Here is a 13,561-nt window from a genome sequence, read left to right as displayed (position 1 = left end):
TAAACAGCTATTAGAATTCGGCGCAAAATTACATAACACATGTTTAAGAAGTATGTATATAATGTTAAAAATATGTTTCAAATACCAATTGCATTGCCAATAATCAGTAATTTTAAACGTTATTTCATCGAATTAATGCATACTCCCGTAGATTGATAACATTTATGTAACAGAATTGTAGCAGAATTGTAATAGATGATACGAACGAAGTTAGCTTAATTCTTAGTAATTTTGCACCAAGAAATTACTCCAAGTATGAAAGAGGATAAGAAAACCATCAATGACATTCTGAAAAAGAGTGCCGAGCGTGAAGATAAGTTTGAGAACTTGGTGCTGAATCTTGCACTGAAGAAAATCAAAGGCGCACAGAAAGATGACGAAGGTGTTTATTATTCAAAAAAGAAAAAACACCTCATCACGGCCTCAAAGACCATTGAGGGGAAATACATCATCCCCGAAGGAGTTCAGGTGATTGATGATAATGCCTTCTGGGGGTGTGCCTATCTGGAGGAAGTGGTGATACCCGCCTCAGTGATTGAGATTGGAAACGAGGCCTTCAGTCGGTGCTTGTCGCTCAAGAGCTTGGTGATTCCCAAGTCGGTGACCGTTCTTGGCAACAATCCGTTCGTGGGTCTGACGTCGGACGAGGTGACTTGCGAGTCGGAAAAATTCATTATCGAGAACAAAATGCTCTATTCTGCCGATAAGAAAACCCTCTATTCTTGTCTCACCGACGCAGCGATGGTCATCATTCCGAAGAGCGTTGAGGTCATTCAAGACCTGGCTTTCTCCCGCCGCCGCAACCTAAAGAAAGTCGTAATACCAGAAGGGGTGAGGATAATAGGCAGCGACGCTTTCTCCGATTGTGACGCATTGGAAGAGGTTACCATACCTTCCACAGTGGAAACGATTGAGAGCTATGCCTTTGCGGAGTGCGATCGGCTACGGATGGTCACCTTTGTGGGCGAAGTGAAGGACATGAGCCGGCGCGCTTTCTCTGATTGCGACCAGCTTCGGCACATATATGTTCCCGTGGGGAACAGAGAAAAGACTATCAAACAGTTGCATTTCTCTGAAGAAAACGACGACATTGTCATTGAGAAAGATGTCGAAAAATAATTCCAAACCTTATAAACAACACCCTCTCCAAATGTCGAAATCGAAAAAGAAACTACTTACTTACATTGAGCGTGACGTGAGTTGGATGTATTTCAACCACAGAATCTTGCAAGAAGCACGAAAGAAGGATGTGCCATTGCTTGAGAGACTCTCGTTTCTGGGCATCTATTCGAATAACCTTGATGAGTTCTTCCGTGTCCGAATGGCATCGCTTAACCGTATTATCGAGTCAAAAAATGTGACCGATGAAATGGAAAAGAAGATAAAAAAGACCATCAAGACGATAATGAAACTCAATGAAGATTTCAATGTGGAGTACAGTTTGGCGACCGATGAGGTAAACGACGAACTCGAACAGCACAACATTCGTCTTATCAACGAAGAGCAACTCAACGACGAGCAGAAATCTTTTTTACAGCAATTTTATTACGATAAGCTCAATGGATCTACCAATCCATTGTGGTTCAGCGCAATCAACGATTTCTCGGTACTGGAGGACAACCGCATCTATCTTGCCGTAAAGAAGACCAGTCATGAGAGTAAGAAGGTTAAATATGCCATCATCAAGATTCCCGACCGTGTCTATGGGCGTTTCATCCGCGTACCGGAATCGGACGGATACGACAACATCATGTATCTCGACGACGTGATTCGGTATTGCCTTCCATTGGTGTTCATTGGCTCGGAGAAAAGCGACTACGAGGCTTACTCGTTCAAATTCACGAAAGATGCTGAGATGGAGGTTGATAATGAGGCAGACTACGGACTACTGGAACGCATTGCCATCGGTGTGAACAGCAGGAAAAGGGGAGAACCTATCAGAGTTGTTTATGACCAAAGCATGCCGAAGGAACTTCGGAAAAAGGTGATGGAACGACTCCATATCAGAGATTTGGATACCCTCTTGGGTGCGGGAAGATACCAGAATCACAAGGATTTGATGGGTTTTCCCAACTTTGGACACGACAATCTCAGCTATCCCAAGTGGCAGCAGGTAATGAAACCAGAGTTCATGGACGACGAAAGTTTGCTGACACTCATCCGTAAGAAAGACCGTTTCATCCATGTCCCCTACCATTCGTTCAACGGCTACATCCGATTGCTCAGAGAAGCGGCCTTGCGCCCTGAGGTAAAGGAAATCAAAACCACGCTCTACCGTCTGGCAAAGGACTCGAAGGTGGTGAAAGCACTGATCTGCGCTGCAAGGAATGGCAAGAAAGTGACCGCCGTGGTGGAGCTGCTGGCCCGTTTCGATGAGGAAAGCAACATCAAGTGGAGCAAGAGGATGCAGGAAGAGGGCGTGAATGTAATATTCGGCATTGAGGGATTGAAAATCCATTCTAAGCTATTGCATATCACTACCAAGCTGGGCAACATCGCTTGTGTAGGCACTGGCAACTTCCATGAAGGGAATGCTAAGAGTTATACAGACTATTTGATTATGACAGCACGTCCACGCATCGTCAACGAGGTAGAGCGAGTGTTTGACTTCATAGACAAGCCATTCTCTCAGATACGTTTCCGCGAACTGATGGTGTCGCCCAACTCGATGAAAAATAGGATTTTGCGACAGCTTAATGTAGAGATTAAGAATGCTAAAGAGGGGAAGGAGGCATGGTTGAAGATGAAAATCAACCATATTACCGATGCCGACATCGTGAAAAAACTTTATGAAGCCTCACAGGCGGGTGTCAAAGTCGATATCGTCATTCGGGGCAATTGCTCGCTTGTGCCAGGTGTGGCGGGATTGAGCGAGAACATTCATGCGGTGGGCATCATCGACCGCTATCTCGAACACTCGCGTATCATCATATTCTGTAACGGAGGGAAACCAAAATACTACATCGGTTCGGCTGACTGGATGCCCCGTAACCTCATCAACCGTATCGAAGTGATGAGTCCTGTCTATGATGAGGACATCAGAAAGGACCTGCTCCGCACCATCGAATATGGACTCCACGACACAACCAATGGCCGGATTGTTGATGGTCGGGGAACAAACGAAATTCAGCAACCAGCGGAGGGCGAAGCACCATTCCGCTCGCAAGAGGCATTGTACAATGCTTATCATGCTGAAATTGAACATCCCATAGGGCAATGATGAAACAAAGAAAGGAAAAGAAAGACTCCTTGGCCAGGAATAACCGGCCTCACAACTTTGCAGCGATAGACATTGGTTCTAACGGTGCACGTCTGCTAATCAAACACTTCGATGACGACGCTCCCAAATTTGAGCGCATTAAGCGCATAATGTTTATACGCGTGCCTCTGCGCCTGGGAAAAGACGTGTTCACATTGGGCAAAATATCAAGGGAACGCTACGATATGATGCTCCACATGTTGAAGGGATTCAAGCATTTCATGCTCCTGAACAAGGTGGAGGAGTTCCGGGCATGCGCCACAGCTGCGATGCGTGATGCCGACAATGGGCAGAAGGTAATGAGAAAACTGGAGGAGGAGACTGACATCAAACTTGAGATTATCCATGGCGAGGAAGAGGCGAAGCTACTATTCAACAACATTGTGGAGAATCCTGATTATGCCTGTGGAAATTATGCCTATGTCGATGTCGGTGGTGGTAGTACGGAGATTTCGCTGCTCCACAATGGCGAACTCCTGAAAAGCCGTTCGTTCGATATGGGTACGCTTCGTTTGCTCAGCGGACAGGTCACCCCTGAAACAAGAAACGAGATGACTGCCATGCTGACCGATTATGCCAGGGAATATCCTCACACAACCATCATCGGCTCTGGTGGCAACATCAACAAACTCTATAAGCTGACACGGGGAAAGGAAGACAGCAAAATCATGAAAGTGTCTGACATGAAAGCCGTTTACGAGGAATTGTCACGGTTGAGCATCGAGGAGCGGAAAGAGAAATTTGGCTTGAAGGACGACCGTGCTGACGTCATCATTCCCGCATCAGAGGTGTTCCTCATGATTGCCGAGGCCTTGAAATGCGACACGATAACCGTACCGAACATTTCCCTTGCCGACAGTATTGTGGATGGTTTGTACAGGGATAGGAGAAGTCAGTGGCAAGGACAGAGCCGCGAGATGCCGTCCGAAACAGTTGGGTCGGAAACCACTTGCAGATAACCAGCCCTGTAAACGGGAGTAGGACGTGTGTTCAGCATCTGCGGAATTCTGAACCATACCGAATTGTTCGATTACGTTCTGGTTACCAGTCTATCCTCTAATAGGAGTTGATCAGGCCCTCTTGTCGGGTCATTCCGTAACATTCTTTACCCTAACCTCAACAATCGCACTGCGAAAGCTCACCTTTTGAGCATCAATAGCTCACCTTTTACAAGGTAATAGCTCACCTTTTGTTTTTCGGTTTCTAACACACTTATAATCAGATAAATAGTGAAGATAGTGCCAGGGGTGATTTCTTGGGGTTGATTGTTCGGTAAATGTAGGTCAAACAATCAGAAGAACAAGGAGAAACATCAAGGGAAGTTTCCTCATACGTAATCTTTCTACAGTCTGCTGGTTCTGTAGAGGGCAATCATTTGCCTCAAATAGGTCAATAAGGCCTGTATCGATTTGATTTGATTGCCGAACAGCTTGTTTGTGGTTCTATTGAATAGGTAGCGGGATTGAGCGAGAGGGAGTAGTCGAAGAGTTGACGACAAGCGAATGAAATGAGTCTGGAAACAATGTTTTCATCGTCTAATTGTGAACCTGCGGTGTAATGATCGATTTGGGTTTACTTTTCGGTCATTAATAAGTCGGGTGTCGTTCTGGTTCACGCAGTTTGTTTAGTACCATTGGATAGCATTGCTGATGCCACTTCGCTTGTCGTACTTGAGTGCATCGGTAAGCGTGGAGGCATTACAACGGAACGTGAAATTATACGACGTGTATGGGGCAAGGACGATCGACGCACTCATGTTGAAACAGTGAAGGTCGCGCGACAGGCTGGCGGTGGTCATGCTCATGGCATGATTCTCAAAGTCGTAACCGCTTGTGAAGTTGATGTTCCAACCATCGCTGATGCGTATGTTGCCACTGAAGTTAAGTGTCTGTGAGAACTTGTAGGGGTAACGCATTCTCTTCTTGTTGAATTTGCCTTGTTGGTTCTCACGCATGGATATTCCGTAACCAATTGTCAGCGACCATGGCATATTGAACCTCATGTAACCGTCCTCGTCTGTCTCTGCGATTCCACCTGACTTCTTTTTCGCCGCATGTTTGCCACGTTCAATATTCTCGTCGATGTTGGTCTCTGTATTGGGGTCTGGCCCCTCGTTATCATCGTTCACCTTGTCATCTTCTTTGTCTTCACTGTGTCCAAACCACTTTTTCAGCTTCTCTGGGTTGATGGTAAATGAGAAGTTTTGCGACATGCCTTGGAATCGTGGTAAACGTCCGAAGCCCCATTCCGTATGGTTTCCGACATAGGGATTGCCGTTTGCGTCGAGCTCATAGGCATAGGTGGCAAACTGTGCGTTCATGGAGAAAGTGTAGTTCTTCCACCATTTCAGTCGCAGACGCATGCTCAGGTCGCTCCATTTGTGATAGTCGGTGGCTGCATTGTAAGACATCGTGGCTCCCAGCTCATCAATGATGCTTATTTTGCGGTAGCCTGTGGAGTCCTTGTCGCTCTTAATCTTCATCTCAATGTTGTTGCTGACATCCCACGTAATCATCTCTGTCTTGCTCTTTCCTGGAACACTGTACATGCCTTCAGAGAAAGGAGAGTATTCTACCAGCCTGACTTCGCCGTTGGCGTCGGTATATTGATAACTGTCGTAGTATCCGTAACGGCGCGAACCAAAGTTGGGTGAGTAGGAGAAACTTATCTGTGGGGTGATGACATGGCGGATTGCCTGAATCTTATCTCCGAAAAGCTTGCGGCTTGGGGTCCAAAAGCCATATAATTTGGTGCTCGCCGACATGCTCAACGACCAATTATAGACGTTGTAGAAGCCCGTCAGCGTGTCTGCTTTTTCCTTGTTCCTCGTGTCGTCCCACGAGCGCATCACCTTGTTGGTGTACATCCGGTCGGTGAAATTGAACGAAGGAGCAACGTTGATGTAGTTGAACAATGTGAAACTGCCTTGAATTGGTATGACGTGTTGGAAGCCATGTTTCCATTCTTTCATGAAGTTTGCCTTGAGAATCCTGTTCTCCTTGGCGAGAATGGAGTTGGAGAGTTGGCCAGTGTAGCTCATGGAGAGCTTCTCATACCAACGCTCTTTGCCTACAGAGTGCTTACGTTTGAAGGGATAGAATCGGCTCAGGCTGATGTTAAGGTCAGGTAAGGTCAGGTGAATGGTCGAGTCTCGCATGTTCTGAGCTAAGTTGGTCGTTGCGCTGAGTGAGAGTCCGATGCTTGAGAACTGCGTACTCCAACTGACAGAAGATGTTCGTGTGGATTGCGTCAGTGTCTGCGGATTGTACATACTGTTGAGGTTGTTGCGCTCATAGCTTGATGTGGCGAAGTTGACGCTGGCCGAAAGCGAGCTGTAGGGATTGGCTTTAGGGTCCTGACGATGGCTCCACTGCATCTTGAAACTCTCCTGCCGGCTGTAGTCAGGCAAGCCTTTGTCACCCGTTTTCGTGTTTTGGTAGCTGACAAGGATAGACCCAGAGTAGCGGTATCTCTTCCGATAGTTGCTGGCAGCACTCACTCCCCATGATCCTCGCGTGTAAATCTCACCGAGCAACTTCAGGTCCCACTTGTCGTTGATGGCGAAATAGTAGCCGCCATCTCGGAGATAGAAGCCACGGTCTTGTTCTTCGCCATAGTTTGGCATGATGAAGCCACTGGAATATTTCTTCGAGAATGGGAAGAAACCATAGGGTATGGCCAGGGGAAGCGGAACATCGGCCACCACAAGGTAAGCGGGGCCGAACACAACGTCCTTTCCGGGACGTACTTTGGCGCGCGACAGCGCAATATAGAAGTCCGGATGCGGTTGGTCGCACGTGGTATAGCGGCCATGTTGCAGATATATCACGCCCGAAGAGTCACGTTTGGCCTGTTCTCCGCTCAGGAATCCATCTTCTTGGGCTGTGTAAACGCCCTTGATCATTCCCTTCTTTGACTTGAAGTTATATGCCATTGTGTCGCTGGTGTATTCCTGTTCGCCCATTTTGAATGTCGGTTTACCCTTGATTCCATTCTCTTCCGTAGAGTCGGGAGTGCCTACTGCACGCACCAAATTGCTGTCGAGACTCATATCTATCTTATCGCTCGCAAGATTCATGTTCTGGTAATCGACCTTGGATGTTCCATAAAGGTGGGCCACACCTGTGAGTGCGTCATAAACTAATGAATCTTCGGCTGAATAAGAGACTGGCGATTCGATTCCGTTCGACCTTGAACGCAGTATGCTGTCTGCCCTAATGGAGTCGTCTATGGCTTTGTTGTGTTGGTAGATGGCCTTCTTCAGGGAGTCCATCTCTGTGGTGTCGCTCAGTGTTTTAGAGCCAGTGGTAGTTGGATAGTTGACTTTCATATTTTGGAAAAGCGTGTCAACATTTACCGTACTGTCCTGAACTGGCAACCCGTCCTTCAGTGAAAAAAAGGTAACATGTGTATCGGCCATCGCAAACACGATGGCAAACATCAATAGGTATATGACCGTCTTTCTTCTCATTGCCTAATAACGTGCAAAATTAAGCAAATAATGGCGATTACTGGCTCTATTTTTCTATTTTAACTTTTAGGCTTCGAAGATTAGTTTCCACTCTCTAAAACGCATCAGACTTTCCTTTCCGTAGCGTGATAGGCTCTTTTCCACCTTCTCGATGCTTTTCTCGCATTCGAGATGGGTCTTGGAATAAAATTTGTCGGCATAGCAAATGAGCTTCTCTTCCATTGTTTCAGGTAGAAAATCCATCAGTGGAAGGGGCAGCTTCTGCTTGATAATCTCTGTCCTTGTCAGTCCTGTTCCCGTATGCCGCTCGCACACTCTTGCGTGTTTTGGGTATCCCTCGCCCCTTAATAGCTCTGCTCCGATGCGGCCGTGGATGATGTAGGGTGATGTCCCGAAGCAGTGAATGCCCGCGGCATCACACCGAAAGATGCCTATATCGTGAAGCATGGCGGCCTCTTCTACGAACTTTCGGTCGAGATTCAGCTCCGGATGCCGGTCGAGAATGCTCAACGCCCTGTCGGCGACGCTGCGACTGTGTACTGTGAGGATATGCTTCAGCTGGTTTTCTTCTGGGTAAAACTTATCGATGATTGACTGATAGTCCATTGTTTTATATTCAAACGGTTCACCCCCGTTGGGCGGACTGCCTCACACAGATGAGTTTCAGTCTCAACAAGGATGAACCGTCACATTTTTTATTTTAGCGTCATTTAAGCGTCATGTGCTCTTTCAATATAGGCTATCACATCGCCCTTATTGATTTTTGCACCTTGCTTGGCATTGATTTCCACTAATTGTCCGCCTAAAGCAGCAGGGACTTCAACAAATTCGCCCCATGTTGCCTGAATATAACAGAACTTATCGCCCTCCTTATATTCTTTTCCGATGAACGGTTCGATGGCTGGAGCTGCCTCGCCATCACCTTGGAATTCCCAAAATATCTGTCCTTTGACAGGTGCAACGATGGCATCGGCCTTGGCGTGTTTGAACGCTGCCGCTTCTTCAGGGCTGACTTTCGCACCGAGCTTGGCATCTTTGGCAGCCTGCAAGTCGGCAAGGAAGTTCTTTTTAGCCTGTCCGCTGCGGAAGTTGCGGTACTGTTCGGGGTGCATGGCAAGCTCGAAAAGTTCCTCGTCATCTTGTCCATAGTCCCATCCATTCTCGTCCATCTCCTTGCGGAAGTCGTCCAATGCGTTCGGAAGCAGAGTGTGAGGATCGGCATCTGTAAACTCAAGACCCTTCTGTGCGGCAAGATCTTTGAGTTCCTGACATACTTCTCCTGGCACCTTTCCGCTCTTTCCGAGAATCATTCCCCACATAGAGTCGTCCATCATCACGAACCGTCCCTTGCCCTGTTCGATGGTAAGAAGGTTCATCAGAGCGATGTTCTTGGTGTATTGTGAGAACGGTGTTACCAATGGAGGATAGCCCACGCGTGGCCAAACGTAAGCCACTTCGTTGAAGAGCTTCACGAGCATATCGTCAACGCTGAGCTCTTCTTCGCCCTTTTTCTTTCTAAGGTTGTTGATGGTGGCACGAATACCGCCGAGGTCGGCCATCATGGACCCCATCATACCCCCTGGAAGACCGCATCCGAGCAGCAAAGAACTCATGATTTTGTTTTGCGGATTGATGAAATAGCCCAACCATTCATCGATAAATTCCTGTGTCATGGCACGTGCTTTCATGTAAGCGTCCATATTGATTTCAGGAACATCGAAGCCTGCGTTCTTCAACATGCTCTGAACTGAGATGACATCTGGATGCACCTTACCCCATGATAGTGGTTCGATGGCTACGTCGAGAATGTCTATACCGTTCTTTGCCACCTCCAGCATGGATGCCATTGAAAGGCCTGGACCAGAGTGTCCGTGGTATTCGAGAATGATTTCGGGATGCTTGTCCTTAATCATCTTGGTCAGCTGACCGAGGAATGCCGGCTGACCGATACCTGCCATGTCTTTCAGACAGATTTCTTCGGCACCCGCTGCAATTTCTTTGTCGGCAAGCTGGCTGTAGTATTCCAGTGTGTGAACGGGCGAAGTGGTGATACAGAGCGTACCCTGTGGTATCATGCCCGCCTCTTTTGCCCACTTGATGGAAGGCGCAATGTTGCGTATATCATTCAGACCGTCGAAAATACGAGGAATGTCCACTCCCTGAGCGTGTTTCACTTTGTACATCAGTTGGCGCACATCGTCAGGCACAGGATACATACGCAATGCGTTAAGACCGCGGTCCAGCATGTGAGTCTGTATGCCGGCATCGTGTAAAATCTTTGTATAGGCACGAACAGAGTCGTTAGGATTCTCGCCTGCAAGCAAGTTCACTTGCTCGAAAGCGCCACCATTGGTTTCTACACGTGCGAAGCAACCCATTTCAACGAAGATGGGGGCGATGCGTACCAATTGGTCTTTGCGTGGCTGAAACTTACCAGAGCTTTGCCACATATCTCTGTAAATGAGACTGAATTTGATTTTCTTAGCCATATCTATCTTATCTTTACGATTACTTGTTCATAGATTGCTCACTGACAATCGACCGTGCAAAAGTAGTAAAAAATAATCAAAACACATCTTGATACGCAACATTTTTTGCAATAATTGGCTATCTTTTCAACCATATTTTTCTGCAATTCACAGATTATTTGTTTCTTCTGATTTTGATGTTCATTCTGCTTTTCTCTCAACGCTGTTGGCGGAAACAAGTAATAGGAATGATGAATAAAAATCCAAAAGAAGACTGTCGGATTATCGTTTTGCAACTAATTGATAACCAAATGAATAGATGACTCAATTCAAAAGGTTAGCTTTTGGATGGCGATAGGTGAGCTTTCGCATTTCAAACGGTGAGCTTTCGCGATGCGTTTGCTCATGTTCGGGTTGAGAAAGGGTTATATTTATTCAATTTACTGGCGGGAATGTGGTGTCGTAGCTTGTAGCTTAATTCTTTTCACGGCTCAACTTTCTTTCAAATATAACTGAGAAATGAGTTGTAAAAGCTGCAATAAGCCCCATTCTTGAGCAAACAAAAAATCCGGTTCGGCTCATCTGTTGAATGAAAACCGAATCGGAGTCGTGTTGTCATATTAGTGAGGCCGTTTAGTGGTTGATGAACCGTGTTTCAGCCATTTTTTCGTATTTGGAGCCGGGTTGTCCGTAGTTTGCGAAAGGATAGATGCTGATGCCACCTCTTGGTGTGAAGATTCCAGTTACCTCAATATACTTTGGGTCCATCAGTTTGATAAGATCTTTCATGATGATGTTGACACAATCCTCGTGAAAGTCGCCGTGATTTCGGAAGCTGAACAGATAAAGCTTCAGGCTTTTGCTCTCCACCATCCGCACGTTGGGAACGTATGAGATGCGTATTTCGGCAAAGTCGGGCTGTCCGGTAATAGGACAGAGACTTGTGAACTCTGGGCAGTTGAATTGCACCCAATAATCGTTGTCCTGATGTTTGTTCTCGAACGATTCAAGCACCTTTGGTGCATAATCCATGCTGTAATGCGTCTTTGCGCCTAATTGCTGAAGGCCTTCGTCTTTTCTTTCCATAAAATAGGTAATTAATCTTAGTGTAATGGAGTGCCGTTCAGGCCGTGTGATGCCTTCAATGATTTGTTGTCGGTTGATCGTTAACCATTCTTTGGCTGTCGTGTCAGTCCCATTGGCATGGCATAGTCTGATCGCACCCTTCAATTTTGTTTGTGCTGTACTATCCGATACTGAATATTTGCCAGATGCTGTAGTTGATGCCCTTGTCGTAAACGTCCTCGCCCTCGTGGCTTTTCAGTTTTCTGACGATACGGATGGTCAATGGCAGCGCAATCACCTCATAGAGCGTTTTGAGCAACACTTGCCAAAGCATGAGCTTAGGGAGTTCCTCCGTGGGGACAACACCGCCCAATGCCAGTGGAAAGAAGATGATAGAGTCGCAGGTCTCTCCGGCAACGGTGCTCAGGATGGCACGGAGCGAGAATCGTTTGCCCCCGTCGTGGATTTTCATCTTGCTCATCACGTAGGCATTGGCAAACGAGCCGACGATGAAAGCTACGAAAGAGGCAGCTGCTACACGAGGAGCCAGACCGAAAATGGCATGGAATCCTTCTTGGTTGGTCCAATAGGGAGCTCCTGGAATCCAGTCGCACAGCGCCCCCATGGTCACGAAGAAGAAGTTCATGGCAAAGCCTGTCCAGATGAGGAGTCGTGCCTTTCGGAACCCCCACACTTCGCACACGCAGTCGTTGATGATGTAGGAAACAGGGAATACGATGAGTCCACCCGTCAAACTGATGCCAAATACTGAAATTTGCTTGGTCTCAAGGATGTTTGCCGCAATGAGGCAAACGCAGAAGAGGATGCTGAATAACATGAACAGCACACTCACTTGTTGTTTTGTCTTTGTCATTATTCTTGTTTTGTTAAAGGGGGTTTAGCAAGTACCCCTATCAATAAAGTGGTTGCAAAGGTACAAAAAAATCTTAAATAATGATGATACTATCAAACATTTCCTTATTTTTGCAACAAATTATTTTCTTTACCGCACATTGAGATGATTGATAATGTAAAACATTAAACCATTTATAAATATGAAAAAGATCTTTTTAGCAGCCATTTTAGCTGCACAGGTATTTACCGTTAGTGCACAGAGTCAAGACACTAAGCCATACGAAGACAAGATGAACAAGATAGAAGCAGAGTTTAAAACTCTGGAGACTTCTTTTAAGGTCTTCAGCAAGAAAGATCCAGCAACTCTGACCGATGCAGAGAAACATCAGATAGAGGAACTCATGTCTAAGGCCGATTCACTCAGTAGCGTTCAGTTGGAAACTACTTTGGAAATCATCAAGAAGTTCAAAGCTACTCCATTCCCAGCTAAGTATGTGGCCAACGCTATGTATGACATGAGCTACGACCAGCTGAAGGAAGCCCTCGACCCAACAAGTGGTTACTACAATGACGAGGTGTTGAAATCAGCAAAGGCACAACTGGCATCTTTGGAGCTTCGTCGTCCAGGTATCATGTTCAAAGACCTGACCATGAACGACATGAACGACAAGCAAGTGAAGTTGAGTCAGTGGGTAGGCAAGGGCAACTACGTGCTTGTTGACTTCTGGGCAAGCTGGTGTGGCCCATGCCGTCAGGAGATGCCGAATGTCGTTGAGGCCTACAATAAGTTCCATGCCAAAGGTCTGGAGATTGTCGGTGTAAGTTTCGACAACAAGAAGCTAAGCTGGACTGCAGCGGTGGAGAAGCTTGGTATGAAATGGCCTCAGATGTCAGATCTCAAGGGCTGGCAGAGTGCTGCTTCTGCAGCCTACGGCATCCGTTCGATTCCTTCAAACGTGTTGGTTGACCCACAAGGAAAAATCGTGGCAGTTGACTTGCGTGGTGAGGATTTGCAGAATACTTTGGCTGAGATTTACAAATAATCACCGTCTAACGACTGTTCTTCTGGTAACGAAAGGTTATGAAGCGTCGGAAGAAATAATTAACGAAGCTGAGCTTTCACATGGAAGCTCAGCTTTGTTTTGTAGCGTGTCGCAGATTCTTTCTACTTCTATGCGCCACCCTAAAATGTGGCATTGGTGGCTGAAGCGGTTTCTTTTGGAGTGAAAGAGCCCAACTATAGGCATGGCGAGGCTAACCTATCGATGGGCGATAAAACCAGTTGTCTCGGTAGTGTCCTTAAAAGTGTGTAATTCATCTTTCCTTTCTCTGTACTTCCACTGTTATTTTATTCTTTTCTTTCCAGTTTTTGAATTGATATATTCTCCTTTCATATGTTGTCTTTGTTTCCTCCATCGCCACGGCTGCCAGGAGGAAGATGAC

Annotated in this window: 9 protein-coding genes; 4 read left to right on the top strand and 5 right to left on the bottom strand. The window is 46.5% G+C overall.

The genetic code is table 11. The annotated features are described in order from the left end of the window. Positions 1–255: 255 nt before the first annotated feature. Genes H515_RS0107215 through H515_RS0107205 form a run of 3 tightly spaced genes read left to right on the top strand, consistent with a single transcriptional unit; the run spans position 256 to position 4,218 of the window. On the top strand, positions 256–1,119 hold the full coding sequence (locus H515_RS0107215; protein ID WP_025876876.1) for a leucine-rich repeat domain-containing protein: 864 nt from the start codon (positions 256–258) through the stop codon (positions 1,117–1,119). Positions 1,120–1,150: 31 nt separating this feature from the next. Beyond that, complete coding sequence (locus H515_RS0107210; protein ID WP_025876875.1) at positions 1,151–3,220, top strand: RNA degradosome polyphosphate kinase; 2,070 nt, start codon at positions 1,151–1,153, stop codon at positions 3,218–3,220. Beyond that, a complete protein-coding gene (locus H515_RS0107205) occupies positions 3,217–4,218 on the top strand; it encodes a Ppx/GppA phosphatase family protein (protein WP_025876874.1) in 1,002 nt (333 codons plus the stop codon). The genes H515_RS0107210 and H515_RS0107205 overlap by 4 nt, the downstream gene beginning before the upstream one ends. A gap of 665 nt (positions 4,219–4,883) precedes the next feature. Here H515_RS0107205 and H515_RS0107200 read toward each other — a convergent pair. The 5 genes from H515_RS0107200 to H515_RS0107180 form a co-directional block, all read right to left on the bottom strand. Next, the gene (locus H515_RS0107200; RefSeq protein WP_025876873.1) at positions 4,884–7,730 is read right to left on the bottom strand and encodes a putative LPS assembly protein LptD; all 2,847 of its coding nucleotides are present in this window, start codon (positions 7,728–7,730) and stop codon (positions 4,884–4,886) included. A 66-nt stretch (positions 7,731–7,796) separates the two neighbouring features. After that, positions 7,797–8,336, bottom strand: coding sequence for an HD domain-containing protein (locus tag H515_RS0107195; RefSeq protein ID WP_025876871.1), 540 nt, complete (start codon positions 8,334–8,336; stop codon positions 7,797–7,799). Positions 8,337–8,440: 104 nt separating this feature from the next. Then, positions 8,441–10,219: an oxaloacetate decarboxylase gene (locus H515_RS0107190; protein ID WP_025876869.1), complete on the bottom strand. Its 1,779-nt coding sequence runs from the start codon at positions 10,217–10,219 to the stop codon at positions 8,441–8,443. Between the two features lie 612 nt (positions 10,220–10,831). Further along, on the bottom strand, positions 10,832–11,284 hold the full coding sequence (gene queF, locus H515_RS0107185; protein ID WP_025876868.1) for a preQ(1) synthase: 453 nt from the start codon (positions 11,282–11,284) through the stop codon (positions 10,832–10,834). A 160-nt stretch (positions 11,285–11,444) separates the two neighbouring features. Next, complete coding sequence (locus H515_RS0107180; protein ID WP_025876867.1) at positions 11,445–12,137, bottom strand: queuosine precursor transporter; 693 nt, start codon at positions 12,135–12,137, stop codon at positions 11,445–11,447. A gap of 181 nt (positions 12,138–12,318) precedes the next feature. Here H515_RS0107180 and H515_RS0107175 point away from each other — a divergent pair, with 181 nt between their 5' ends. After that, entirely contained in the window at positions 12,319–13,161 is an 843-nt protein-coding gene (locus tag H515_RS0107175; protein ID WP_025876866.1) for a peroxiredoxin family protein, read from the top strand. The last annotated feature ends 400 nt before the right edge of the window (positions 13,162–13,561 follow it).

Source organism: Prevotella corporis DSM 18810 = JCM 8529, from assembly GCF_000430525.1.
In the GTDB taxonomy this organism is placed as follows: Bacteria; Bacteroidota; Bacteroidia; order Bacteroidales; family Bacteroidaceae; genus Prevotella; species Prevotella corporis.
Note: the sequence above shows the minus strand (reverse complement) of the source record. Positions and strands in the feature narration are given on the sequence as shown.

What these genes read in the sequence shown, in the direction of transcription:
- H515_RS0107205 (WP_025876874.1), top strand. Translation starts at nt 3,217, where the DNA reads ATGATGAAACAAAGAAAGGAAAAGAAAGACTCCTTGGCCAGGAATAAC.
- H515_RS0107190 (WP_025876869.1), bottom strand. Translation starts at nt 10,219, where the DNA reads ATGGCTAAGAAAATCAAATTCAGTCTCATTTACAGAGATATGTGGCAA.
- H515_RS0107215 (WP_025876876.1), top strand. Translation starts at nt 256, where the DNA reads ATGAAAGAGGATAAGAAAACCATCAATGACATTCTGAAAAAGAGTGCC.
- H515_RS0107180 (WP_025876867.1), bottom strand. Translation starts at nt 12,137, where the DNA reads ATGACAAAGACAAAACAACAAGTGAGTGTGCTGTTCATGTTATTCAGC.
- H515_RS0107200 (WP_025876873.1), bottom strand. Translation starts at nt 7,730, where the DNA reads ATGAGAAGAAAGACGGTCATATACCTATTGATGTTTGCCATCGTGTTT.
- H515_RS0107195 (WP_025876871.1), bottom strand. Translation starts at nt 8,336, where the DNA reads ATGGACTATCAGTCAATCATCGATAAGTTTTACCCAGAAGAAAACCAG.
- queF (WP_025876868.1), bottom strand. Translation starts at nt 11,284, where the DNA reads ATGGAAAGAAAAGACGAAGGCCTTCAGCAATTAGGCGCAAAGACGCAT.
- H515_RS0107210 (WP_025876875.1), top strand. Translation starts at nt 1,151, where the DNA reads ATGTCGAAATCGAAAAAGAAACTACTTACTTACATTGAGCGTGACGTG.
- H515_RS0107175 (WP_025876866.1), top strand. Translation starts at nt 12,319, where the DNA reads ATGAAAAAGATCTTTTTAGCAGCCATTTTAGCTGCACAGGTATTTACC.